Genomic DNA, 23,016 nt, shown 5'->3' on the forward strand with positions numbered 1-23,016 from the left:
CGGATGGTGGTTGCCCAGTGACGATGCCGCCCCGTCGCACGGTGTGCTCCTGAGCGAGGGGCCCAGTTGTAAGGTAGCGGGGTTCATCTAAGGTCTTATACGAATTCCGAGAAAGCACTGCTTTACCACTCGTGTGAGTGACAAGGAGGACAGACACCCGTGCGAAGCAACCCAACGGGGCGCCAACTTCGCCTGGGCGCTGAGCTGCGCAAACTCCGGGAGCGCGCGGGCCTGACCTCCACCCAGGCGAGTCGACTGCTCGGCGTTCAGCAGAACCAGATCAGCAATGTGGAAGCCGGACGTGCGGGAGTGAGCCCCGAGCGAGTACGCACCCTTGCCTGTCACTACGACTGCGGGGACAAGGCCCTCGTCGAGGCGCTCAGCGAGATGGCAACCGAGCGGACGCGCGGCTGGTGGGAGGAGTACCGCGAGATCCTGCCCGCCGCCCTGCTGGACCTCGCCGAAGTCGAGTATCACGCAACGCGGCTGCGCGCCGCCGTTACCGTGCACATCCCCGGCCTGTTCCAGACCACGGACTACGCCCGCGAGATCTTCCGCCAGGACGTGCCAGAGATGTCACCCCCCGACATCGAGCACCGGATCTCCTTCCGCATCAAGCGGCAAGCCGTGCTCTACCGGGACTCCCCGACACCTCACCAGGCAATCGTCCACGAGGCTGCTCTGCGCATGAGGTTCGGCGGCCCCTCTGTGACCGGGGCGCAGCTTCAGTACCTGCTGGACATGAGCGAGCGCGACCACATCACCCTCCGCGTGATCCCGTTCGACGCCGCCACGCTCCCCGGCTCGGGCCAGTCCTTCTACTACTCCAAGGGGCCGGTGCCTCAACTCGACACCGTGCACCTGGACCAGTCCCATGGCCCGGCCTTCCTCGACTCTGAGGCTCAGCTCGACAAGTACCGCGTACTCCTCGACCGCATGGAAGCCTGCGCGCTGCCGGCCGTGGAATCACGCAACTTCATCCACAAGATCGCCCAGGACCTGTGAGGCAACCCGCGATGACCCGACTCACCTGGCAGAAGTCGTCCTACTGCGCTCAGGGCGACTCGTGCGTGCACGTCACCGCCACCACCGAAACGATCCATCTCACCGAAAGCGCCGACCCCGACGGCGTCATACTCGACGCCCACCCGGCCGCCTTCGACGCCCTCCTCGCCGTACTGAAGAAGGAAACCCACCGTTGAGCGACATCCCCACCGACCTCACCTGGACCCGCGCCGCCCCGCCGGAGGCAACCGGCCCCGGCCCCTGGATCGAGGTCGCCTTCGGCGAGGGTGACGACGGGGACGCCCCCGTCTACATCCGCGAGACCAGCGACCCGGACAACGTGGTCACCACCAACCGCCGCAAGTGGGACGCCTTCGTACTCGGCGTACAGGCAGGCGAGTTCGACCACTTTGTGGAGGGCGTGGAGGACCTGGAGGACAGTCCGCCGCATGCATAGAAGCCGCGTGTACGCGCTCCTGATCGACACGCCCGAGCAGGAGGCCGCTCAGGCGGCGGCCTTCTGGTCGGCCGCCCGACCGGTCGCCTCGGAGGAGCAGTTCACGGTGCTGCACGAGGCAATTCCCGGCCTGGTCACCGCGATTCAGGCGGTCGACGACGCCCCGCGCTTCCACGTCGACATCGAGACGGACGACGTGGCCGCAAAGACCGCCCGCATGCTGAGCATCACAGTGTTCCCTCCGGCATGAACTTGCCGCCAGGCGGGATGGTCAGACTTGAAGGTCGGAAACCCCGAGAGCCGATCACGGCGCCGTGATGACACAGAGAAGTCAGTTGTCCTCCTTGCGCCAGGTCTTCGTCGGCTGGCCGTTCTCGTCCCACTCCCGGATGGAGAGCATCGCCCCGTTGTCCTCGGAAAACACTCGCTCGGAGGCAAGCACGCCGTTCTGATGCCACCTCTTCGCGACCCCGACAGCACGCCCCTGGCGCACCCTTGCCTCCGACTCGAGCGTTCCGTCTTTGTACCACTCCCAGCTCGGACCGTCCGGCAGCCCATCGACATAGGATTCCAGACTGACGCGAGCACCGCCCAGATATTCCTCGACTTCGCCCGTAAACGGCCGACCTCGATACAGCAAACGCTGTTCCAGGTCCATGTCGACCTCAGGGTCGTCGATATTGATTCGCTCTACCTCTGCCATTAGGGAATCCAGTTTTCGTCGGTCGGATTACCGGTGAACCTGCCGTGAAGGCTGTCCACCCCATCCAGCATATGGTTGCAGTTGGCGCAGAAGGCTGCCGGGCGCCCCGGCAACTCAGTCCTCATGTGATCGAAATAGGGGAATTCCATTGCGGCACGGAGCTCGGCAAGCGCCTCCACACCGTCCGGAAGCCCTAGCTTCCTTCGCTCCCAGAGCAGGCTGTTAACCGCCTTCACCTCGGCATGCCTGAGCGGCTCGTCGGGGGCTGACCCGGGTGGGCCTTACGTAGGGAACTCGCCGACCAGGTGCCCGTGAGGGGGGCTATTCCTCGACTTCGCCCTTGAACGGCCGACCTCGGCATCTCCTCAGAGCATGTCGGTGAGGTCTGGGCCCCGACCGTCGATCAGATCGGGCGTCTCGACGCCGTACCCTTCGGCCCGTCCGAAGTAGGTCGGATCGCCTGGCTGGGCGGGGGTACCGAGAAGTGACTCGAGTGCCTGCAGTGCCGCAGCCAGCCGAGGAGCATTCCGCCTCTGAACCTCCGGGTGAGGAGTTCCGCTGAAGTCGCAGTATCCCCAAATATCATGGAATACGGAAACTTCTGCAGCGAGATGACGCTCATCGGGATATACGGTCAGCGAGACAATATCAGGCTCAATGCGCTCCTTGCTCTCAGCGTCGAACCACTTTCCGCGACCGACCACGGTCAATGCACCGACCTCGGCATTCGGGAATCCCGCCGGACGACATCCCTGGATTTTCTGCGCAAGTTCGACTGCGTCAAGGCCGCCCCTCAGAGCGAGTTTCGTGGTCACACCGATACTGCCGCGACCGAAGACGAACCACTTCCATTCAAGTCCGCTCGGCTCGAGTAGCTCGTGATCCCTCAACACGTCCGACATTCGCGTCGCGACCATCAGCGCCGAGTCAATGCCCGGCGGCGCGAAGCCGTCCAGCTCCCATTCCCAGGACGCACACTCCTGAGGTGCGCGCATCAAGATGGACATGTGGATTCCTTATGGATAGATCTGGCCGTTGGGAGGGATGGTGACCGAGCCGTCTTGGAAGCGAAGCTGGTAGGTCGAACCAGTCTTTTTGGCGTAGTGCTCCACGTCCTTGACGGTCGACTCGGTGAGAGCCGCCCGCGTGTCGTGAACATCAAGTATGGCGACCTTGGGACCGTCGATATCGCCCATGAGTTGCTTGTCTGCGATCTTGCGCGCCGCGGAACTGATGCTGTGCTCCTGGCCTACGTCCTTGAGCTGACACCCGTACTTGATCTCATCGCCAGATATGACCAACACGTCGAGGTCCAGACCCAGGTCTGGTCTCTTGTACTCGAAAGCCAGATCCTCCACCCCACGCAACTTGAGTTCCATGGCGTACTCCATGGCCTGGTGGACGGCAGGGATCATGCCCTTCTGCTTGCTCGCGTTGAGCAACTCCCTGTACTCAGGGAATCCGTGAAAGTCTCCTCGGGCGATGTACTCGGCTACGCCTGCACCGTAACTTTCCTTGCTCAACCGAGTGAGCAGGCGCTGCTGATCCTGTGCCGGCATCTTCGCTCGGTCAAGCGCAGCCTTGACTCCGGCCTCCTGGTCGGGGCTCATCGGCCCTGTGGGGGGACTGGCAACATGGTCGCCCTCGCTGAGCCTGTCCGGATCCCGGAAGGGTTCCTGGCCGCCACTCGGGCCGTCACCTGAACCGCCCCCGCTACCCGCCCCATGGTGATCCGCACCAGTCAGGCCCTCGTGGTGACTACCACCAGCATCATGGTGGCCGGCTGCGCCCGGGCTGCCGTTGTCGAGTGCGGCCTGGCCGTCATGGCCTGTACCGCCCGAGCCATCAGTGCGACCGGGTGGAGGCTCGTGGTTGGCGGACCTCCCCTGCACAACATCGTCGGCCCTGCCTGCGGGCAGGCTGTCGCCTGTGTGACCGCCCGGTAGATGACCGCCCGCTCGACCGGCGGGGGTGTTGTCGCCCACCCCGGCGCCCGGCAAGTCGCCGCCGGCGTGAACGGTAGGTACGTCGGCTCCGGCGTGCACCGCCATGTTGTCGGGCACGCGGCCGGCGTCGCCGATGTTGTTGCCCACGCTCTCGCCCAGGCGGATGTGCTGGCCGGCCTGTTCGGCGGCGTGAGCGCCCGCGCCCACCAGTGCCGGTTCCTTCACCGGGGAATCCACCCGGGGTGCGTCCGCCCCATCGGCCGGGTTGCCCGACGACGGCTTGTCCACCACGTCGGCGGGGGCGTTGTCAGCGTTGTCGATGACGTTGCCGTGCTGGTCGAGGAGGTTGCCGTCGCCGTCCATGTACTGGGCCGGGGAGCCGTCCACGCTCGGCAGCTTCGTTGCGCCCGAGGGCAGGACCGGGGCGTCGTCGGGCAGCTTGATGTTGCCGTCGGGCAGCGTGGTTGCACCCTCCGGGATGGCGGCACCCTCGGGCAGCTGCACAGTCCCGTCCGGCAGCTTCAGCGAGCCCTCCGGCAGGGTGATGGCATTGTCCGGGAGAGCAGGAACGTCGATGGCGCCAACGCCCTTGAGGCCCTTGGCGATGTCGCCGATCTTCGACAGGCCCGCGCCCGCGCCCTTGGCGATGTAGGTCATCGGGTCGATGAAGTGGCCCGCCTTGCCCGCCGCGGACAGCACCTTCGCCGCCGCGCCCGCCTTGCCCGCACCCGACACACCGGCGCCCGCGCCACCCGTGAAGACCGTGGTCACGACGTTGAAGGTGACCGCTCCGGCCGCGCGGGCGGGGTTCTTGCCCCACTCGTCCCACGCCAGCAGGGCCTTGCCGGTCTCCTTCATCGCGGTGCGTGAATCGCGGATGGCAGGGGGGAGTTTGTCCTCGGGGAGCAGCCAGAACGCGGTGCCGAGGATCGGGTTCATGGTGAGGGCCAGGCCGGCGCCGAGCTGGGCCAACCCCTTCCAGGCCTGGCCCATCGCGTCCCAGCCGCCGAAGCCCACCAGCGTGCCCAGGCCCTTGATGGTGCCCCAGACGCCGTCGACCAGGAGGCCGTCCCAGACGAACGACTTCACCCAGTGTCCGACCTCGTACCAGTGGTGCTTCTCCTCCACCGGGTCGCCCCAGGGCACCTTGGCGTTCTTCATGTCGTCGGCCGCGAACCCGTACTGGTCCTTACGCTCCGAACCGTCCCCAGCGACCACCTGCGTGCCGCCCCACAACGCGGTGATCTTGTTGTGGGCGGTTCGCTCCGCAGCCCAGAACGCCGCCACCGTCGCGGTGATGTCGTCCCGGAGCTGGTTGTGCTCCTCGACCTTGTTGCCGTCGTACTCCCACTCGTCGTCGTCCTTGACGGAGTCGACGAAGGTCGTGGCCTGGGTCTTCAGTTGCTCCAGCTTGTCGACGAGGGGGCGGATCTCGGTCGCGTACGACGACAGCGCGCCGGACACGGTCTCGAGGTCGTCACCGAACGCGTCCGCCCGGTCCTTGACCGGCTTCGTCGTGGCGAACAGCTGCTCCGCCTCCGGAGCCGTGTAGTACGCCGACAGGCCCTGGAACTGGGAGTGGACGTCCCCGCCGGTCGTGCGGACGTTGCCCGCGTCCTTCCTCAGGTCCGCGTGGTCGATCTCCAGTTGGTCCAGGTTGCCCGTGTACTGCGGTATCTCCCCCGGCTTGAGCACAGCCCCCATACCTCCCACGCGTCTCCGACTCGATCATCTGTATCAATCGGCGCGTTGCATCCGCAACGGTTCCGGCCAATCGTTTCGGACGGCTCCTGAACATCGCCGCGCGGCGGTATGACTCAGGTATGATGCAGGTATGACCACGAAGATCACCGTGTCCCTGTCCGACGAAACCGCCGGTTACGTTCGTGCTCACGCCCCTGAAGGCAATGTGTCCGCGTTCATAGACCGCCTCATCCGGCGACAGATCACCCTGGACGCGGCGAAGCAACTGGCTGCCGCCGGTTACAGTCCGGACCTGGACGGCGAGGGAGACGCGTGGTGAACAGGGGCGACATCTGGCAGGTCAAGGGTGCGCAGGGGGAGCGCACCGTGTGTGTCGTCAGCCTCGACGGGCTCGACGAGACCTTCGGTGCCTGCCTCGCCATCGTCCTGCATCCGCCCGGCGCTTACCCGGACACCATCATGTCCGTACACCTGAAAGCTCCCGTCGAAGCCGTCGCCGTCGCTCTCAACCTCACTCAGCTCAAGACAGCACGCTTCCACGACGGCACCTTCATGGGAAACATCGGCCCGGACGCCCTCGCCCGCGTCGACCAAGCCCTGCACGCGGTCCTCGACCTCTGACGGACTTCTGAAGGCAAGCTACGCGTCTCGGTCGGCTTCCCGGGCCGCGCGCTCCAGCCGGCTTCGATGGTTCTCCCACCACGCCTTGTCGCCCGGCGGCAAGCTGTCGTTGCCCTTGTTCATCCCCACGGCACCGTCGATGAGTTCCCGGACGATGTCGGCGTGCCCTGCGTGCCGGTGCGTATCGGCGATCACGCGCACGACGGCATGATGCAGCGTCACCTCATTCCGTTCGCTCGGCCACCACGGCACCCTGCCGATCGTGTCCAGCGCCAGCGCGTCGATCGTCGCGTCCGCGTGCGCCCACGCCCGGCGGTAGAGGTCCACGATGTACTCGCGTGACTCGTCGGCGGTGGCCCACATGTCCGCGTTGAGGTCAGCCCCGTCTTCGAGCCAGGGCTGCGGCTCGCCGGACGGTCGGCCGAAGGTGTCGCCGAGGTAGCCCAGTTCGATACTGGCCACGTGTTTCACCAGGCCCAGGAGGTTGGTGCCGGTCGGCGTCAGCGGGCGGCGGATGTCGTACTCCGAGAGCCCTTCGAGCTTCCACAACAGAGCATCGCGCGCGGACTGCAGGTAGAAGTGAACGTCAGCCTTGGGATCCGATGCGGTCATGGGGCCAGTCTGCGGCTCGCCCGGTCTTTGTCCAGCGACTTGTCACCTGAGGCAGGCCGTCACAGGCATCACAGGAATTCGAAGAACCTGGTCCACCACGTGGCCCGGCCCTGGTGCGGAGGGTAGCTCGCGACAACCGCGCCGGGAACATCGTTGGCGAGCCAGGTCACGCCGTCGTACAGGCGATGGAGCAGCCGCAGCGGGACCAGTTCGTGGTCCAGGTCGGACAGCGCGGCCTCGATCCGCCGGCGGTCTCCTTCGGACAGCGCACCGTCCGCCACCGCCTGGTCCAGGTCGGTGTGGCTGTCCGGCCGCGGCGTGGTCACCACGGCGAGGTTGCCGTAGTTGCTCAGCCGCACCCCGATCGATACGCCGGCCTCCGTCGCCTGCGGCGGGATGCTCACGCTGAAGTAGTAGCCGGCGTCCTGCGTCACGCCCAGGCGACAGGGCTGCCCGATGTCCTGGTTCAGCCGGTCCTTGAGGCGGTTGGCCCGCGACTCGGCCTGCGCGTAGTCGAACCCGTCGGGGAACTCGAGGTGATCCGGCCCGGGGAGGCGGTCCAAGGCATGGAGCAGGTCGAGTATGCGCTGGTCGTCGTCCATTGTGAGCAGCCTACGGAGACCTCACCGCTGGAAGTGGAGGATTCGGGCCAGGACCGGGATGGAAAAGCCCAGGTGGGTGTGGTCGGGCGTGGCCCAAATCCGCCAATTGTCGATCTGCCTGCCCCGCCCCGGCCCTGTCCCTCACGCCCGCCCCGTCGACTCCGCCGGGGTCAGGGGATAGGACACCCCCGTCAGTTCCTCCGACACCGTCCACAGGCGGCGGGCCGTCACCATGTCGCTCGCTGCCGCCGTGCGGCCCACCAGCGTCGGGGCGCCTCGCATCTCGCCGAAACCGTCCGGGCCGACGTAGCTCGCGCCGGGGAGATCCTGGGTCGCCGCGTACAGGGTCGGCAGGGCTCCGGCGCGGTCGTCCTGGGCCATGAACCTGTTGCCGAGGCGCATGAACGCGCGCATTGCGGGGTTCTCGGCGTGGCTCTGGAGGTTGGTGGCCGCGTACCCGGGGTGGGCTGCGAACGCGCGGACCAGGGAGCCGGACTCCGTCAGGCGGCGCTGGAGTTCGAGTGTGAACAGGAGGTTCGCGAGCTTCGACTGGGCGTACGCGCCCCGCGGGTCGTAGTTCGCGTCCTGGTTCAGGTCGTCGAAGTCGATCGTGGCGTCGCCCCAGCGGTGGGCGCCCGAGGAGACGGTGACGACGCGGTCGGTGACGTGGGGCAGGAGCAGGTTCGTCAGGGCGAAGTGGCCGAGGTGGTTGGTGCCGAACTGCATCTCGAAGCCGTCCCGCGTGCGCTGCTTCGGGAGCATCATCACGCCGGCGTTGTTGATCAGCAGGGCCAGGGAGCGGCCCTCCCACGCGTCCGCGAAGTCGCGTACAGAGGACAGGTCCGCCAGGTCGAGGCGGCGTACCTCCGTGCTGCCGTGCACGGTCGCGGCCGCCGTACGTCCCCGCTCAACGTCCCGTACGGCGAACACGACGTGGGCGCCCGCGCGGGCCAGCGCGTCCGCGGCCCTCAGGCCGATGCCGCTGTTGGCACCGGTGACGACCGCCGTGCGTCCGGTGAGGTCGGGAACGAGCGTCGCGTTCCAGTGCTCGCGGTTGTGCTCGCGGTTCTTCTGGTTCTTGTCAGCTGCCATGCCCCCAATGTAGACGCCGACAACAATGATGGCAATGCCTACAAAGATGACACCGGCAACATCCGGTTAGGATGAGCCCCATGCCCGAGAGCCGCCCCTACCACCACGGAGACCTCCGCGCCGCCCTGCTCACCGTCGCCGAGCGCACACTGCGGGAGAAGGGCGTCGGCTCCCTGTCCTTGCGCGAACTCGCCCGCGAGACCGGCGTCAGCCACGCCGCCCCCGGCCGGCACTTCAAGGACAAGCAGGCCCTGCTCAACGCCCTGGCACTGGCCGGCTACGAGCGGCTCGCCCAGACCCTGAACGCCGCCGACGACCCCGCCCTCCCCCTCCAGCCCCGCCTCACCGCCCTCGCCGGCGCCTACCTCGGCTTCGCCACCGAGTACGCCGAGCTGCTGGAGCTGATGTACGCCCGCAAGCACGACCCGGACGCCGCCGAGCAGATGGCTGTCGGCATCGACAAGACCGTGGGCTCCCTGGAGCGGGTGATCGCGGACGCACAGAAGCGCGGCGAGATCGTCGAGGGCGATCCGGAACACCTCACCCTCGTCGTGGGCGCCGCCCTCCAGGGCATCGCCGCGTTCACCACGGGCGGCATGCTCGACCCGGACGCGGCCCACGCCACCCTCGACGACCTGATCCACCACCTGCTCCACGGCCTCAAGCCCCGCTGAGCCCTCCGCTCCCTGCGCCCTACCCAATCGGAACCTGTGCGTCCGCTGTACCCCGGGTCAAGTCGCGGCCATCCCCCCGCCATCGCCCGGCCATTGATCAGCAATCCTCCAACCCCCTTCAGTAAGGCGGAAGTCAGGATTCCGCAGCCCACCTTGTTGTCACGTACCCAACAAGCGACAGTCGTCGGCGGGCCGCCGCCCGCTGCCGGGGACCACGTACCGGTGGCATCACCACCCGCACTGCCCCTGTCAACCACTCTCAGGAGGCTGTACGTTGCGTACGCAATCCCCCAACACCCCCGCCAGCCGCGCCAGATGGACCCGCATCGGCTCCGCTGCCGTGGCCACCGCCGCGCTCGTGTTCGCCGGACTCGGCACCGCGGCCCAAGCGAGCGCCACCCCCGAAGCGACGACCCCCGCCACAACCACCGCCACAACCGCCGCCACCGCCACCGCCTCGAAGGTGACCTGGTCGGCCACCCCCTGTGCCACGCCCAAGAAAAAGGGCGAACTGGCCTGCGACTCCCTCCGCGTCACCGGCGGTCTCACCGCCTTCCAGAAGCAGGAGGCGAAGGAAGACGGCGTCACCCCCAAGGCCGCCGACGCCGCCACCCCCTCCGGTTACGGCCCGTCCGACCTCCAGTCCGCCTACGGCCTGACCTCCGCCGCCTCCTCCAAGGGTTCCGGCGAGACCATCGCGATCGTCGACGCGTACGACGACCCGAACGCCGAGGCCGACCTGGCGAAGTACCGCTCGTACTACGGCCTCTCCTCCTGCACCACGGCCAACGGCTGCTTCAAGAAGGTCAGCCAGACCGGCTCCACGACCTCCCTCCCCTCCGCCGACAGCGGCTGGGCCGAGGAGATCTCCCTCGACCTGGACATGGCCAGCGCGACCTGCCCGAACTGCCACATCACGCTCGTCGAGGCCACCTCCGCCACCATGGCCAACCTCGGCAAGGCCGTGAACGAGGCCGTCAGCCTCGGCGCCAAGTTCGTCTCCAACAGCTACGGCGGCTCCGAGTCCTCGTCCGACACGTCGTACGACACCTCGTACTTCAACCACCCCGGCGTCGCCATCACCGTCAGCGCCGGCGACTCCGCCTACGGCGCCGAATACCCGGCCGCCTCCAAGTACGTCACCTCCGTCGGCGGCACCAAGCTCGCCACCTCCTCCACCACCCGCGGCTGGACCGAGAGCGTGTGGAAGACCAGCAGCACGGAGGGCACGGGCTCGGGCTGCTCGGCGTACGACGCGAAGCCGAGCTGGCAGACCGACACCGGCTGCGCCAAGCGCATGATCGCGGACGTCTCGGCCGTCGCCGACCCGGCGACCGGCGTCTCGGTCTACGACTCCTACGGCGTCACCGCCGGCTGGTACACCTTCGGCGGTACGAGCGCCTCCTCGCCCATCATCGCGGGCGTCTACGCCCTCGCCGGCACCCCGTCCAGCAGCTCCTACCCGGCCCAGTTCCCGTACAAGGCCGCCGGCACCTCGGCGCTCAACGACGTGACCTCCGGCAACAACGGCACCTGCTCCACGAGCTACTTCTGCACCGCCACGTCCGGCTACGACGGCCCGACCGGCTGGGGCACCCCGGAGGGGACGGGCGCCTTCACCGGCTGATCGACAGTCAGACCAACGGGCCGCGGCATCCAGCCGCGGCCCGTTCGCGTGAGAACATTCTTTCCGACCACTCACCCGACTGGCCGTCACCCACGGCGGCCGGTCGTGAAAAGGGGTCAACGACGGAACCACACGACAGGTTCCGCTCAGGCCTCATTGCCCGGCGTGACCTGTCGTGATACACAGAGTGACGATACGACTCCTCGTATACCGTCCCGCACCCGTCCGAGGGACCCGGCGCGGGCCGGTGACAAGGTATTCGTACGAAACCCGCCAACCGATGACGCCAAGTCGACATACGACAGCGGAATTTTCGGCGAGAATGAGGCCTGACCTCTGCGTCCGTGCAGGGGACACGGAACTACCCACCAGGGGCGGTGACTTACATGCTCTTTGCGGCCGACGAGGGAGACATCAACACCATCATCGGGGGGATCGCTCCGGACTGGGGCCCCTTCGGCAGCCTGGGCAACGAGGCGAAGGTGATGATCGAGGTCGTGATGGCGGTGGCCATCCTGCTGTGCCTCGGCATCGCCATCTGGGGCGCGGCAAAGCAGCGAATCGGCGCCACGGCCCTGAGGGACACCTTCAGCGCCGAGCAGGGCAAGGGCCTCATCATCGCCGGCCTCACCGGAGTCTTCATCATCGGCTCCCTCGGCACTCTCTTCACCATCGTGTACGGCATGGCCGTGTAGCTACCGCGTCCGGTCGACGCACCTCCGATCCGGCCGGGCGCGCCCGGTTTCCCCTCCACCCCACCCGTCCGTCGTGCCCACCGGCAGAGGTTGCGTTTCCCTGATGTCGAGTCACCACACCGCGCCCGCGCGGGAACCAGCACGGCTACCGTCGTACTCCTACGCGTTTCCGCACGACGTCGAGGGGGCGTACGCGGCATGACTCTCGGAGACGACGACGAGACCTCCGGTGGCTACGGCGGTACGGGGCACACGCGCACGCGCCTCCCCGACCGGCCCGGCGACGTGTACGGCGGCGCACGCAGAGGCCGGTCCTCTTCCCGCAGCCTGGTCACGGTGGTCGGCGTCGTCGTCCTCCTGATCGCCGCGATCGCCTTCGCGAACCGTGGAGGAGACGATTCCTCATCCACGGACGGGGCGGCTTCCCAGCCGGAGGCTGCGTCTACGGCGGCGAGCGGGGACCGTCCGGTGGAGGCGAAGACGGGCGGGATTCCGAGTGGGTTCGCGCAGAATGAAGAGGGTGCGCAGAGTGCGGCGGCGAACTATGCGGCCGCGCTGGGCTCCGACGGCATGTTCAACACCTCCCGGCGGCACGAGATCGTGCAGACCATCGCCGCCCCCAGCTCTATCGACCAGCTCCAGTCCGGCTTTGACAGCGACTACTCGGCGGACTTCCTGAAGAAGATCGGTCTGAGCGATGACGGCAGCGCCCCCGCGGGCACCACGTTCGTCAATCGCACGCTGCCCGCCGGCACCAAGGTGACGTCCTTCAGCAGCGGCGCGGCCACGGTCGAGGTCTGGTGCAACGGCCTCTTCGGGCTCACCGGTGACGACTCGACCAATCCCGTGACCAATAGCTGGTTCACCGTCACCATGAAGCTGGCCTGGAGCGGCGACGACTGGAAGGTCCTTGAGAGCAGCCAGAAGACCGGCCCGACCCCCGTCACCGGAGACAACCCCATTTCCGGGTCCACGGAGATCGGCAAGGCGGTCCAGGAGTTCGGAGGGTTCACGTATGCCCGGTAGCCGTCACCGCGCGCTCAAGCTCACCGGCCTGGTCGCCGTCGTACAGACAACCGCTGTTCTGCTGGCCACCCGCGCCTTCGCAGCCCCCACACCTACGCCGACGACGAGCGACGACCCCTGCTCCCTGATCGCCGGCCCCGCCAAGAAGTACTGCGAAAACGGCACCGGCTCCACCGGAACCGGCCGCTCCGGCACCCTGGACCCCACCAGCACCCTCGACCCCCTCTCCTCCCTCGCCAAGGGCTGCGCGGACGCCGCCGCCTGGACCATCGACAAGCTCAGTGAAGCCGTCAAAGAGACCGCGAACGTCGACTTCACGAACCAGAAGTTCCTCCAGCAGTACGCCGTGGTCTTCGCCGCGTCGACGATCCTGACCCTCCTCCTGTGGCTTCTCGCGGTCGCGAAGCGTGCTGTCCGCGGTGTCCCCCTCACCACCGCCATCTCCGAGGCGATCGGGTTCCTCTGGCTGACCGTCCTGGCGTCCGCCTTCACGCCGCTGATCCTGTACACGGTCGTATCGGCGACGGACGGCGTCTCAGAGGTCCTCGCGCAGACGACCGGCAACCAGACCGACACCTTCTTCGGCAACTTCTCCGGCGCCCTCAGCAAGGGCGAGGACATCGGCGGCGGCCCCATCATGCTGATCGTCGTGTCGCTGGTGAGCATCCTCGCCGCCGGAGTGCTGTGGCTGGAGCTGGTCATCAGAGCCGCGCTCCTCTACGTCGGCGCCCTCCTCGGCACCGTCGTGTACGCCGGCCTCGTCGACAAGAACCTGTGGGGCCACGTCCGCCGCTGGGCGGGCATCATGATCGCGGTGATCCTGGTCAAGCCGGTCATCGTCATCGTGCTGGGCCTGGCCGGCGCGCTGTCCGCCGAGGACGGCCCCGACGCGTTCTCCGCCGTCGTGTCCGGCCTCGCCATCATCCTGCTCGCGATCTTCGCCAGTGCGATGATCTACCGTTTCGTCCCCGGCTTCGGCGACGAGATCGCGAACTCCCGCAGCAACCGCATCATGCAGGGCGCCGAGGGCAAGGCCGCGGCCGTCATGACCTCCCCCGCCACCCTCGTCGCCCAAGGCATCAAAACCCACAGCACCCGCGCCGACAACAACGGCGGCGGAGGCCAGGGCGGATCGAGCGGTGCCCGCCCGAGCAACCCCGTATCCGGCGGGGTCGCCGCGCACAGCACACGTACGCCGACCGGGGGCGGCGGATCTGTCCCCTCCGCCGCCCCCGCTCCCCGCGCGGGCAACAGCCCGGTGAACAGCCCGCACGCCAGCAACACCCGCAACAGCAGTACCAACCGCACGGGAGGTGAAGGGCGTTGACGACCGAGTCCCACGTGTCCCATCCGGTCACGCCCCGCCGTACATATCTGATCGGCCGCGCCCGGCCGAACGCGATCGTCGGCAGGAATCGAGAGACCGGCGAGATCGCGCTCATCATCGGCGGCGCGTTCCTCGGCATGATGTGCGGGCTCCTCGTCCCGGTGCTGTCCCTGCGCATCGTGCTGCTGATGGGCTTCCCGATGGTCGCGCTGGCGGCGGTCTACGTGCCGTACAAGCGCCGCACCTTCTACAAGTGGTTCGAGATCAACCGAAGCTTCAAGCGCACCCTCAAGCAGGGCACCACCTACCGCTCCGGCGTCATGGAGGCCGGCATCCACCTCGACGGCCGTGAGGTGGAGATCGGCCCGCCGCCCGGCATCGGCCGCATCAACTGGCTGGCCGCCCCGTTCGGCCCCGACGAGATCGCCGTACTGCTGCACGCGGACCGCCGTATGGTCACCGCGGCCATCGAGATCGAGGGGCCGGGCGTCGGTCTGCGCGACTCCGAGGACCAGGAAGCCCTCGTCGACCGCTTCGGCACCCTCCTCAAGCACGTGGCCAACGGCGACGGCTTCGTCACCCGCCTCCAGATGCTCGCCCGCACCCTCCCCGCCGACCCGGACGCCCACGCCAAGGACGTCGCCGTACGCGGGGACGAGAAGGCACTGGGATGGCTGCAGCAGTCGTACGACCAACTGCAGTCGATGGTGTCCACGAGCAGCGAGCAGCACCGCGCGTACCTCGTCGCCTGTATGCACTACAACCGGGAACTGGCCGCCGAGGCCCAGGCGATGGCCCGGGCCGCCCGCCCGCACAACGGCCGCAAGCTGGACCGGGACGCGGGCCTCGCGGTCGTCATGGCCCGCGAGCTGACCGACATCTGCTCGCGCCTCCAGGAGGCCGACATCCGCGTACGGCAGCCGCTGGGCCAGGGCCGTCTCGCCTCGCTCATCCACTCCATGTACGACCCGGACCACCCGATCGACCACATCCAGGCGATGACCAAGCGCAACGCCTGGCCGGCCGAACTGGACGCCATGGAGCCGACGTACCTCCAGGCCAAGACCCGGGAGTCCTCCACCCGCGCACCCTGGTGCCACGCCACGGCGTGGGTGAAGGAGTGGCCGATGACCCCGGTCGGCGTCAACTTCCTCGCCCCGCTCCTCGTCCACACCCCGGACGTCATCCGAACGGTCGCCGTGACGATGGATCTCGAGCCCACCGAGGTAGCCATCGAACGCATGTTGACCGAGAAGACCAACGACGAGGCCGAGGCCTCCCGAGCCGCCAAGATGAACCGCACCGTCGACCCCCGCGACATCGCCGCCCACAACCGCCTCGACCAGCGAGGAGAAGACCTCGCGAGCGGCGCGGCGGGCGTCAACCTGGTCGGCTACATCACCGTCTCCTCCCGATCGCCCGAGGCCCTGGCCCGCGACAAGCGGACCATCCGGGCCTCGGCCGGAAAGTCGTACCTGAAGCTGGAGTGGTGCGACCGCGAGCACCATCGCGCCTTCGTGAACACGCTCCCGTTCGCCACCGGCATTCGAAGGTAGGGGCCGCCGCATGCGGGATCCGATGTCCATCCTCACCGACGCCTTCACGTCCTTCCTCTTCGGAAAGGTCGAGACGACCCGCCTGCCGGTACGCACCTCCACCGGCCAGGCCCAGGCGGTCTACCTCCCGACCGCGGCCCCCGGCCTCGGCGACTCGGGCGTCATCATCGGCCGCGAGGTCTACTCCGGGAAGGGCTACATCTACGACCCCTTCCAGCTGTACGGCCAGCAGCTCCCGGCCCCGCACTGGCTGGTCCTCGGCGAGTCCGGCAACGGCAAGTCGGCGCTCGAGAAGACGTACGTCCTGCGCCAGCTCCGCTTCCGCGACCGCCAGGTCGTCGTCCTCGACGCCCAGGGCGAGGACGGCGTCGGCGAATGGAACCTCATCGCGCAGGAGCTGGGAATAACTCCCATCCGGCTGGACCCGATGGCCGCCCTGGACATGGGTATCCGGCTCAACCCGCTCGACCCGGCGATCACGACGACCGGACAGCTCGCCCTGCTCCGGACCATCATCGAGGTCGCCATGGGGCACGGCCTGGACGAGCGCTCCGGCTTCGCCCTCAAGGTCGCGCACGCCTACGTCAACGAGACGATCGTCGAACGCCAGCCGGTGCTCACCGACATCGTCGAGCAGCTGCGGCACCCCGAGCCGGAGTCCGCCGAGGCGATGAACGTCGACATAGACGACGTACGGGCGTGGGGCCTGGACGTGGCGCTGGTCCTCGACCGCCTGGTCGACGGTGACCTGCGGGGCATGTTCGACGGCCCCACGACGGTCGGCATCGACCTGGACGCCCCGCTGATCGTCTTCGACCTGTCCCACATCGACCGGAACTCCATCGCCATGCCCATCCTCATGGCGATCGTCGGCGTGTGGCTGGAGCACACCTGGATCCGCCCCGACCGCAGGAAGCGCATCTTCCTGGTCGAGGAGGCCTGGCACATCATCAACAGCCCCTTCGTGGCCCAGCTCTTCCAGCGGCTGCTGAAGTTCGGCCGCCGACTGGGCCTGTCGTTCGTGGCGGTGGTGCACCACCTGTCCGACGTGGTGGACGGAGCGGCGGCGAAGGAGGCCGCGGCGATCCTCAAGATGGCGTCGACAAGGACGATCTACGCCCAGAAGGCCGACGAGGCGAGGGCGACGGGCCGGGTGCTCGGCCTGCCCAGATGGGCCGTGGAGATCATCCCGTCCCTCACTCCCGGCATCGCCGTCTGGGACGTCAACGGCAACGTCCAGGTCGTCAAACACCTGATCACCGAGACCGAACGCCCCCTGGTCTTCACCGACCGCGCGATGACCGAGTCCTCCGCCGAACGAGAACGGACGGACGACGCCCTGCGCGCGGCCGAACTGGAAGCGGAGGAACGGGCGGCGGCGTTCGTGGAACAACACCTCGGCGACTCCGAGTCGACGGTGGCGTAGTCAGTCGTAGGGGGAAGGCGTGAGACCGCACGAGCAGTACCGGGACGACCGGCACGACGGCCGGGGAGGCATCCCCGACGGTCTGCTGGTCGGCATACTCGCCTTCCTCCTCGGCATGACCCTGCTGGTCTGGTCCGCCACGGGCCTGGCCGCCCTGTTCGCCCACGGCTCCTGGCCCGACGGCGTCACCTTCACCCGCGCCCCCCTGGCCATCCGCGGCCTCGTCGCCCAGCCGCACGACATCCCCGCCGCCTGGCCGGACACCCCCGAGTCCCAGCTCTCGGGCTACGGCCTGTTCTGGGGCCTGCTCATCGGCCAGGTCATGATCCTGATCGTCCTGACGGTGTTCGTGATGGGCACGCTGGCACGGTGGCGGGCGGTCAGGGTGCGGAGGCGGCTGGAGAGCGCGGAGCCGCTGCCGGCACCCGAGATCCGTGAGGTGCCGCTGCCACGCACGGAGCCGGAGCCGCAGCCGACCCAAGTACCGCAAGAGGCGGCACCGGTGGAGTCGGCCCCCCTGTCGAGTCCTTTGCCGAGCCTTTCGAGGAACGGTGAACGGGTGGGTGGGTGGGAAAAAACCCGCGCCGCAGGCGCGGTTCTGTACGCCCCGCCGGAAACCCGCCAATCGACCGCCACCCAAGCCATACGGGACGCGGAGGGCCCCGCCCTCATCGTCACCTCGAACCCCGCCATCTGGCAGGACACGAAAGACGCCCGCGCCAAACTCGGCCCGGTCCACGTCTACGACCCCACCCACCGCTGCGACACCCCGGCCCGCCTCCACTGGTCCCCCACCACCGGCTGCGAGGACAAACAGACGGCGGCGGCACGGGCCACCGCCCTCCTCGCCCCCATCCGCCCCACCGCGAAAATCGACCAGGCCGTCAGCGACGTGGCCGAAACGCTCCTGCGCAGCTATCTGCACGCAGCCGCCATCGACGGCCGTACGATCCGCCACGTCCACCGCTGGTCCCAGGGCACCCAGATCCAGGACGCCGTACGAACCCTCCGTACGAACCCCAAGGCGGCCTCCGGCTCCGCGGGCGAACTGGAAGCCGCACTCACCGCTCACGCGGAACGCCGGGACATCGCCCAGGAGTTGACGAGCCGGGCCCTCTCCGCCCTCTCCACGCTCAACATCCGCGAGGCCTGCACCCCCAACCGAACTGATGCGCTCGCCCTGGATTCCTTCGTGGACGAAGGGGGCACGCTTTATGTGGTAGGTGAATCCATCGAGGACCCCCGGACCGATCCGGGCGCGATGCCTCTGCTCACCGCCCTCGCCTCAAGCGTGGTCGAGCGCGGCCGGCGCATGGCCGAACGGTCATCCTCCGGTCGCCTCGACCCACCACTCACGCTCGTCCTGGACGACGTCGCCGCCGTGGCTCCGCTTCCCCAGCTCCCGGAGCTGCTGGCCGCCGGAACGGACCGGGGCCTGCCGACCCTGGCCCTGCTCCGCTCCCGCGAACAGGCCCGCACCCGCTGGCCGGACGCCGAACTGCCGGTGTGATCGGCACAGTTCACGCACGCAGTCCCCCTGTCACGCCCGTCAGTCCTGCCCCCGCTCCAGGACGAACTCCAACTCCAGCTCTCCGGGCCGAGCGGCCAACGGCACGGTCACCCCACTCGGCACGAAGCCCACCTTCCGGTAGAACCGCTGCGCCCGCCCGTTCTCCTCATGCACGATGAGCCGCACCCGCTCGGCCCCCTGCGCCCACGCCCACTCCAGAGCGGCGTCGAACAACACCTCGGTCAGCCCGTTCCCCCGCTCCTCGGGCCGGACGAACACCCCGACGACATGCCCCTGTTTCCGCTCCACCGGAAACCCGGCCCAGTCCGTCGTCCCGGGCTCCTCGACCAGCACGGTCAGCGTCCCGACCCACTGGCCGTCCGGCCCCTCGGCGATGATCTGCTGCACCCCGGTCGCGCCCTCCGCGCCCGAGGCCGTCCGCTCCTTCCAGAACGAGTCCGGCTTGGCGGCGGCCTCCTCGTAGGTCTCGAGGAAGGCGAGGTGCGCGACGGGATCCTTCAGAGCCGCAAGCCGAAGCTCCTTCACGGCAGGCCACTCGTCAGCACGCACGGACCGGATCACATAGCTGCTCATGCCAGCCACCGTAATACCCGGGTACTACGCCCCTCACCTCGAATACTGCCCACGGTCCGACGCCCGCCGCCCCCGCCCGGACGAACATCGAAGCATGATTACGGCACAGGACCTGACCAAGCGCTACGGCGACAAGGCGGTCGTCTCCGACCTGTCCTTCACCGTCCGCCCCGGCACGGTCACCGGCTTCCTCGGCCCGAACGGCGCCGGCAAGTCCACGACCATGCGCATGATCCTCGGCCTGGACGCCCCCACCCGCGGCCACGCCACCGTCGGCGGCCGCGCCTACGCCGCCCACCCCGCGCCCCTCCAGGAGGTCGGCGCCCTCCTGGAGGCCCGCTCGGTCCACCCCGGCCGTACCGCCGACCACCACCTGCGCGCCCTCGCCCACACCCACGGCATCCCCAGGTCCCGCGTCGACCACGTCCTGGACCTCACCGGCCTGACCGACGTGGCCCGCCGCCGCGTCAAGGGCTTCTCCCTCGGCATGGGCCAACGCCTGGGCATCGCCGCCGCGTTGCTCGGCGACCCGGCCACCGTCGTCCTCGACGAACCGGTCAACGGCCTCGACCCCGAGGGCGTGCTCTGGATCCGCAACCTCCTCAAGTCCCTCGCCGCGGAAGGCCGTACGGTCTTCGTCTCCTCCCACCTGATGAGCGAGATGGCCCTCACCGCCGAGCACCTGGTCGTCATCGGCCGCGGCCGCCTCCTGGCCGACACCACGGTCGCCGACTTCGTACGCCAGTCCGGCGCGGGCACGGTCAAGGTCGTCACCCCGGAGGCCGAGACCCTCGTACGACTGCTCTCGGCACCCGGCGTCGACATCACGACCACCGCCCCCGAAACCCTCGAAGTCCGCGGCACCGACGCCGAACGCATCGGCCGCACCGCCGCCACCCACGGCATCCCCCTCTTCGAACTCACCCCGAACACCGCCTCCTTGGAAGAGGCCTTCATGGACCTCACCCGTGACTCGGTCGAGTTCACCGCCACCCTGGAAGGACCCACGGCATGACCACCGCGACGACGACCGTGCCGTACCGCGTGACCCCGGCCCGGGTCCTGCGCTCCGAATGGCACAAGCTCTGGACCCTGCGCTCCACCTGGATCACCCTCATCGCCACCAGTGCCCTGACCCTCGCCATGGGCGCGGGCATCAGCGCGGCCTACGACGGCAACGGCGAGGCCGAGCTCGACACGGTCGTCCTCATCCTCCTCGGCACCCAGTTCGCACAGCTCAACCTCGGCGTCCTGGGCATCCTGTCCACCGCCGGCGAGTACTCCACCGGCCAGATCCGGGCGACGATGACAGCGGTCCCGAGCCGCCTGCCCGTCCTCTGGGCGAAGGCGGCCGTCCTGGCCGCGGTCACCTTCCCCCTCGCCCTGTGGACGAACCTCCTCACCTTCCCCCTCGCCCAGTCCTTCCTCTCCGGCACCGGCCACGCCGCCTCCCTCGGCGACCCGGGCGTCCTGCGCGCCCTCGTCGGCAACGCCGTCGGCCTCGCCCTCTTCGCGGTCCTCGCCCTCGGCCTCGGCTCCGTCGCCCGCTCGGTCCCGATCGCCACGGGCGCGTTCATCGGCCTGGTCATGATCCTCCCCGAGGTGCTGGCGATGCTCCCGTACGACATCGTCGACGAGGCCGTACGGCACTTCCCGGGCCGCGCCCTGGAAACCCTCACCACCGCCCAGCCGATGCCGGACGCGCCCTCCCCCGGCATGGCACTCCTGTCCCTGCTCCTGTGGACGGCGGCAGCCCTCGCGGCAGCCGCGGCGGTCCTGAAACGACGGGACGTATGACGACCGGGCAGGAAACCTCCACCATGGACCCCGTGGCGGAAGAAGAAGCACGACCCGCACCGGAAGAACGAGCGACGGAGCCCCTCACCGAGTACATCCAACGCGTCACCCGACGCGTACGCGCCTTCGACCGGCGCCACCCCCACCTCTGGGACCTGCACCTCGCCGGCTTCTGGGTGACGGCAGCCCTGATCGACTACGCCAGCGACGCCTGGCGCACCCGCGCCCCTGACACCCCGGGCTGGCTGATCCTCACCCTGAGCCTCGGTCTGTCGGTCCCCCTGCTCTGGCGACGCACCCACCCCCGATCCGTCCTCCTCGCCATCGTCCCGTTCGCCTTGGTCAACGCCTGGACCGGCCCCGTCCTCCAGGCCGCCCTGCTCCAGCTGCTCGTCGTCTTCCACATCGCACTGCGCCGGCCTCCGCGCGACCTGTGGTGGGCGACGGCCATCGTCATCGGCCCGGTGTCCGTGGCCGCCGTCCGCCACCCGCAGGGCCCCTCGGACGAGGACATCGTCCCGATACTGATGTCCACAGCCGTCGCCATAGCCATCGGCATCACGGTCCGCACCCGCCGCAACTACACCGAGGCCCTGGAGGACCGCGCCCGCCGCCTGGAGATCGAACGCGACCAGCAGGCCCGCCTCTCCGCCGCCGCCGAACGCGCCCGCATAGCCCGCGAGATGCACGACATCATCGGCCACAACCTCTCCGTCATCACCGGCCTGGCCGACGGCGGCCGCTACGCCGCCACCAAGTCCCCCGACCGCGCGTCCCAGGCCCTGACCGCCATCTCCACCACCAGCCGCCAGGCCCTCACCGAACTCCGCCGCCTGCTGGACGTCCTACGCGAAGAGGAGAGCGAGGCACCACAGGAACCGGAACTCACCCCCCAGCCCACCCTCACCGACCTCGCCCACCTCATCGAAGGCGTCCGCGCGGCGGGCCTCCCCGTCCACACCACCGTCCAGGGCACCCCCACCATCACCCCCGGCCGCCAGCTCACCATCTACCGAGTCATCCAGGAGGCTCTGACCAACACCCTCAAACACGCGGGCCCCACGGCCACTTCCCACATCAACCTGTCCTACGACGACACAGGCGCCGCCACCGTCACGGTCACCGACACCGGCCGCGGCGGCCCCGAACCCCACGGCACCGCCGGCCGCGGCCTCCCCGGCATGCGCGAGCGAACCGCCCTCTACGGCGGCACACTCGAGGCCGGCCCACGCCCGCACCCCGAACAGGGCTGGCGCGTCCACCTTCACCTCCCGGAGGAAACCCAGCAGTGACCACCGTCCTCATCGCCGACGACCAGCCCTTGCAACGCTTCGGCTTCCGCATGCTGCTGGAGAGCCAGGACGACATGACGGTCCTCGGCGAGGCGACGAACGGCTCCGAGGCGACCCGCCTGACCGCCGAGCTCCACCCCGACGTCGTCCTGATGGACGTCCGCATGCCCGGCCTGGACGGCATCGAGGCCACCCGCCGCATCGTCGCCACCGGCGCCCGCACCCGCGTCCTCATCCTGACGACCTTCGACCTCGACGAGTACGCCTACGCCGGCCTGCGCGCAGGCGCCTCCGGCTTCCTGGTCAAGGACGCCCAGCCGGAGGACCTCCTCTCCGGCATCCGCGCCGTGGCCTCGGGCGACGCGGTGGTCGCCCCCAGCCTGACCCGCCGCCTCCTGGACACCTACGCCCACCATCTCCCGACCGGAGCCCCCACAGACAACGCAGGCCCGGCGGACGACGATCCCCGCCTCGGCGCCCTCACCGACCGCGAACGCGAGATCCTCACGGTCATCGGCCAGGGCTGGACGAACACCGAGATAGCCACCCGCCTCCACCTCGCCGAATCCACGGTGAAAACCCACGTGGGCCGCGTCCTCGCAAAGACGGGCTGCCGGGACCGCGTGCAGGCGGTGATCCTGGCGTACGACACAGGACTGGTAAAGCCGGCCTGAAACGCAGAAAACCCCCGTGCCGAAAGGCACGGGGGTTTCCTCAACAATTGTTCGGCGGCGTCCTACTCTCCCACAG

General features: G+C 68.7%; 25 protein-coding genes. 18 read left to right on the forward strand and 7 right to left on the reverse strand.

The features are described 5' to 3' along the window. The first annotated feature begins 159 nt into the window (after positions 1–159). The 4 genes from AC5P09_RS36540 to AC5P09_RS36555 are packed head-to-tail and all read left to right on the forward strand — an operon-like array spanning position 160 to position 1,712. A complete protein-coding gene (locus AC5P09_RS36540) occupies positions 160–1,005 on the forward strand; it encodes a helix-turn-helix domain-containing protein (RefSeq protein WP_493878004.1) in 846 nt (281 codons plus the stop codon). Positions 1,006–1,016: 11 nt separating this feature from the next. Continuing rightward, entirely contained in the window at positions 1,017–1,202 is a 186-nt protein-coding gene (locus tag AC5P09_RS36545; protein WP_493878005.1) for a DUF397 domain-containing protein, read from the forward strand. Beyond that, positions 1,199–1,462 (forward strand): DUF397 domain-containing protein, encoded by a 264-nt coding sequence (locus AC5P09_RS36550; RefSeq protein ID WP_493878006.1) that lies wholly within the window; start codon positions 1,199–1,201, stop codon positions 1,460–1,462. Before AC5P09_RS36545 ends, AC5P09_RS36550 begins: the two co-directional genes overlap by 4 nt. After that, on the forward strand, positions 1,455–1,712 hold the full coding sequence (locus AC5P09_RS36555; RefSeq protein ID WP_493878007.1) for a VOC family protein: 258 nt from the start codon (positions 1,455–1,457) through the stop codon (positions 1,710–1,712). Before AC5P09_RS36550 ends, AC5P09_RS36555 begins: the two co-directional genes overlap by 8 nt. A gap of 81 nt (positions 1,713–1,793) precedes the next feature. Here AC5P09_RS36555 and AC5P09_RS36560 read toward each other — a convergent pair whose 3' ends face one another. The 3 genes from AC5P09_RS36560 to AC5P09_RS36570 all read right to left on the reverse strand — a co-directional run bounded on the left by AC5P09_RS36560 (position 1,794) and on the right by AC5P09_RS36570 (position 5,815). Next, positions 1,794–2,165, reverse strand: coding sequence for a toxin-antitoxin system YwqK family antitoxin (locus tag AC5P09_RS36560; RefSeq protein WP_493878008.1), 372 nt, complete (start codon positions 2,163–2,165; stop codon positions 1,794–1,796). 365 nt (positions 2,166–2,530) lie between these two features. Then, positions 2,531–3,172, reverse strand: coding sequence for a hypothetical protein (locus tag AC5P09_RS36565; RefSeq protein WP_493878009.1), 642 nt, complete (start codon positions 3,170–3,172; stop codon positions 2,531–2,533). 9 nt (positions 3,173–3,181) lie between these two features. Next, the gene (locus AC5P09_RS36570; RefSeq protein WP_493878010.1) at positions 3,182–5,815 is read right to left on the reverse strand and encodes a hypothetical protein; all 2,634 of its coding nucleotides are present in this window, start codon (positions 5,813–5,815) and stop codon (positions 3,182–3,184) included. A 130-nt stretch (positions 5,816–5,945) separates the two neighbouring features. Between AC5P09_RS36570 and AC5P09_RS36575 the strand changes: the two genes are divergently transcribed. Further along, positions 5,946–6,134 carry a toxin-antitoxin system HicB family antitoxin gene (locus AC5P09_RS36575; protein ID WP_266437243.1) on the forward strand — a complete coding sequence of 63 codons (189 nt, stop codon included), beginning with the start codon at positions 5,946–5,948 and terminating at the stop codon, positions 6,132–6,134. Further along, complete coding sequence (locus AC5P09_RS36580; protein ID WP_493878011.1) at positions 6,131–6,436, forward strand: hypothetical protein; 306 nt, start codon at positions 6,131–6,133, stop codon at positions 6,434–6,436. Before AC5P09_RS36575 ends, AC5P09_RS36580 begins: the two co-directional genes overlap by 4 nt. Positions 6,437–6,454: 18 nt before the next feature. Here AC5P09_RS36580 and AC5P09_RS36585 read toward each other — a convergent pair whose 3' ends face one another. From AC5P09_RS36585 to AC5P09_RS36595, 3 genes are all read right to left on the reverse strand, one after another. Continuing rightward, positions 6,455–7,048: a DinB family protein gene (locus AC5P09_RS36585; protein ID WP_493878012.1), complete on the reverse strand. Its 594-nt coding sequence runs from the start codon at positions 7,046–7,048 to the stop codon at positions 6,455–6,457. Positions 7,049–7,116: 68 nt separating this feature from the next. Beyond that, positions 7,117–7,650, reverse strand: coding sequence for a hypothetical protein (locus AC5P09_RS36590; RefSeq protein ID WP_493878013.1), 534 nt, complete (start codon positions 7,648–7,650; stop codon positions 7,117–7,119). A gap of 141 nt (positions 7,651–7,791) precedes the next feature. After that, positions 7,792–8,742 carry an oxidoreductase gene (locus AC5P09_RS36595; protein ID WP_493878014.1) on the reverse strand — a complete coding sequence of 317 codons (951 nt, stop codon included), beginning with the start codon at positions 8,740–8,742 and terminating at the stop codon, positions 7,792–7,794. A gap of 71 nt (positions 8,743–8,813) precedes the next feature. Here AC5P09_RS36595 and AC5P09_RS36600 point away from each other — a divergent pair, with 71 nt between their 5' ends. The 8 genes from AC5P09_RS36600 to AC5P09_RS36635 all read left to right on the forward strand — a co-directional run bounded on the left by AC5P09_RS36600 (position 8,814) and on the right by AC5P09_RS36635 (position 18,583). After that, positions 8,814–9,416: a TetR/AcrR family transcriptional regulator gene (locus tag AC5P09_RS36600; RefSeq protein WP_493878015.1), complete on the forward strand. Its 603-nt coding sequence runs from the start codon at positions 8,814–8,816 to the stop codon at positions 9,414–9,416. Positions 9,417–9,690: 274 nt separating this feature from the next. Further along, positions 9,691–11,043: a S53 family peptidase gene (locus AC5P09_RS36605; protein ID WP_493878016.1), complete on the forward strand. Its 1,353-nt coding sequence runs from the start codon at positions 9,691–9,693 to the stop codon at positions 11,041–11,043. Positions 11,044–11,429: 386 nt separating this feature from the next. After that, positions 11,430–11,738, forward strand: a complete 309-nt coding sequence (locus AC5P09_RS36610; protein ID WP_019526682.1) for a DUF8827 family protein — start codon at positions 11,430–11,432, stop codon at positions 11,736–11,738. 198 nt (positions 11,739–11,936) lie between these two features. Beyond that, positions 11,937–12,764, forward strand: a complete 828-nt coding sequence (locus AC5P09_RS36615) for a DUF8175 domain-containg protein (protein WP_493878017.1) — start codon at positions 11,937–11,939, stop codon at positions 12,762–12,764. Further along, positions 12,754–14,091 carry a hypothetical protein gene (locus tag AC5P09_RS36620; RefSeq protein ID WP_493878018.1) on the forward strand — a complete coding sequence of 446 codons (1,338 nt, stop codon included), beginning with the start codon at positions 12,754–12,756 and terminating at the stop codon, positions 14,089–14,091. Before AC5P09_RS36615 ends, AC5P09_RS36620 begins: the two co-directional genes overlap by 11 nt. After that, entirely contained in the window at positions 14,088–15,647 is a 1,560-nt protein-coding gene (locus AC5P09_RS36625) for an SCO6880 family protein (RefSeq protein ID WP_493878019.1), read from the forward strand. The genes AC5P09_RS36620 and AC5P09_RS36625 overlap by 4 nt, the downstream gene beginning before the upstream one ends. A gap of 10 nt (positions 15,648–15,657) precedes the next feature. Next, on the forward strand, positions 15,658–17,073 hold the full coding sequence (locus AC5P09_RS36630) for an ATP-binding protein (protein WP_266437225.1): 1,416 nt from the start codon (positions 15,658–15,660) through the stop codon (positions 17,071–17,073). A 19-nt stretch (positions 17,074–17,092) separates the two neighbouring features. Next, the gene (locus AC5P09_RS36635) at positions 17,093–18,583 is read left to right on the forward strand and encodes a type IV secretory system conjugative DNA transfer family protein (RefSeq protein ID WP_493878020.1); all 1,491 of its coding nucleotides are present in this window, start codon (positions 17,093–17,095) and stop codon (positions 18,581–18,583) included. A gap of 39 nt (positions 18,584–18,622) precedes the next feature. Here the strand turns inward: AC5P09_RS36635 and AC5P09_RS36640 are convergent, their stop codons facing one another. After that, positions 18,623–19,177, reverse strand: a complete 555-nt coding sequence (locus AC5P09_RS36640) for a GNAT family N-acetyltransferase (protein ID WP_493878021.1) — start codon at positions 19,175–19,177, stop codon at positions 18,623–18,625. 94 nt (positions 19,178–19,271) lie between these two features. Between AC5P09_RS36640 and AC5P09_RS36645 the strand changes: the two genes are divergently transcribed. Genes AC5P09_RS36645 through AC5P09_RS36660 form a run of 4 tightly spaced genes read left to right on the forward strand, consistent with a single transcriptional unit; the run spans position 19,272 to position 22,940 of the window. Next, positions 19,272–20,192, forward strand: a complete 921-nt coding sequence (locus tag AC5P09_RS36645; RefSeq protein WP_493878022.1) for an ABC transporter ATP-binding protein — start codon at positions 19,272–19,274, stop codon at positions 20,190–20,192. After that, positions 20,189–20,974, forward strand: a complete 786-nt coding sequence (locus tag AC5P09_RS36650; protein WP_493878023.1) for an ABC transporter permease — start codon at positions 20,189–20,191, stop codon at positions 20,972–20,974. Before AC5P09_RS36645 ends, AC5P09_RS36650 begins: the two co-directional genes overlap by 4 nt. Positions 20,975–20,997: 23 nt before the next feature. Beyond that, positions 20,998–22,266 carry a sensor histidine kinase gene (locus AC5P09_RS36655; protein WP_493878029.1) on the forward strand — a complete coding sequence of 423 codons (1,269 nt, stop codon included), beginning with the start codon at positions 20,998–21,000 and terminating at the stop codon, positions 22,264–22,266. Further along, positions 22,263–22,940, forward strand: a complete 678-nt coding sequence (locus AC5P09_RS36660) for a response regulator (RefSeq protein ID WP_493878024.1) — start codon at positions 22,263–22,265, stop codon at positions 22,938–22,940. Before AC5P09_RS36655 ends, AC5P09_RS36660 begins: the two co-directional genes overlap by 4 nt. Positions 22,941–23,016 lie beyond the last annotated feature (76 nt).

Source organism: Streptomyces sp. a15, assembly GCF_059026085.1.

What these genes read in the sequence shown, in the direction of transcription:
- AC5P09_RS36595 (WP_493878014.1), bottom strand. Translation starts at nt 8,742, where the DNA reads ATGGCAGCTGACAAGAACCAGAAGAACCGCGAGCACAACCGCGAGCAC.
- AC5P09_RS36570 (WP_493878010.1), bottom strand. Translation starts at nt 5,815, where the DNA reads ATGGGGGCTGTGCTCAAGCCGGGGGAGATACCGCAGTACACGGGCAAC.
- AC5P09_RS36575 (WP_266437243.1), top strand. Translation starts at nt 5,946, where the DNA reads ATGACCACGAAGATCACCGTGTCCCTGTCCGACGAAACCGCCGGTTAC.
- AC5P09_RS36565 (WP_493878009.1), bottom strand. Translation starts at nt 3,172, where the DNA reads ATGTCCATCTTGATGCGCGCACCTCAGGAGTGTGCGTCCTGGGAATGG.
- AC5P09_RS36600 (WP_493878015.1), top strand. Translation starts at nt 8,814, where the DNA reads ATGAGCCCCATGCCCGAGAGCCGCCCCTACCACCACGGAGACCTCCGC.
- AC5P09_RS36650 (WP_493878023.1), top strand. Translation starts at nt 20,189, where the DNA reads ATGACCACCGCGACGACGACCGTGCCGTACCGCGTGACCCCGGCCCGG.
- AC5P09_RS36610 (WP_019526682.1), top strand. Translation starts at nt 11,430, where the DNA reads ATGCTCTTTGCGGCCGACGAGGGAGACATCAACACCATCATCGGGGGG.
- AC5P09_RS36655 (WP_493878029.1), top strand. Translation starts at nt 20,998, where the DNA reads ATGGACCCCGTGGCGGAAGAAGAAGCACGACCCGCACCGGAAGAACGA.
- AC5P09_RS36620 (WP_493878018.1), top strand. Translation starts at nt 12,754, where the DNA reads ATGCCCGGTAGCCGTCACCGCGCGCTCAAGCTCACCGGCCTGGTCGCC.
- AC5P09_RS36585 (WP_493878012.1), bottom strand. Translation starts at nt 7,048, where the DNA reads ATGACCGCATCGGATCCCAAGGCTGACGTTCACTTCTACCTGCAGTCC.
- AC5P09_RS36645 (WP_493878022.1), top strand. Translation starts at nt 19,272, where the DNA reads ATGATTACGGCACAGGACCTGACCAAGCGCTACGGCGACAAGGCGGTC.
- AC5P09_RS36640 (WP_493878021.1), bottom strand. Translation starts at nt 19,177, where the DNA reads ATGAGCAGCTATGTGATCCGGTCCGTGCGTGCTGACGAGTGGCCTGCC.
- AC5P09_RS36630 (WP_266437225.1), top strand. Translation starts at nt 15,658, where the DNA reads ATGCGGGATCCGATGTCCATCCTCACCGACGCCTTCACGTCCTTCCTC.
- AC5P09_RS36555 (WP_493878007.1), top strand. Translation starts at nt 1,455, where the DNA reads ATGCATAGAAGCCGCGTGTACGCGCTCCTGATCGACACGCCCGAGCAG.
- AC5P09_RS36560 (WP_493878008.1), bottom strand. Translation starts at nt 2,165, where the DNA reads ATGGCAGAGGTAGAGCGAATCAATATCGACGACCCTGAGGTCGACATG.
- AC5P09_RS36615 (WP_493878017.1), top strand. Translation starts at nt 11,937, where the DNA reads ATGACTCTCGGAGACGACGACGAGACCTCCGGTGGCTACGGCGGTACG.
- AC5P09_RS36590 (WP_493878013.1), bottom strand. Translation starts at nt 7,650, where the DNA reads ATGGACGACGACCAGCGCATACTCGACCTGCTCCATGCCTTGGACCGC.
- AC5P09_RS36545 (WP_493878005.1), top strand. Translation starts at nt 1,017, where the DNA reads ATGACCCGACTCACCTGGCAGAAGTCGTCCTACTGCGCTCAGGGCGAC.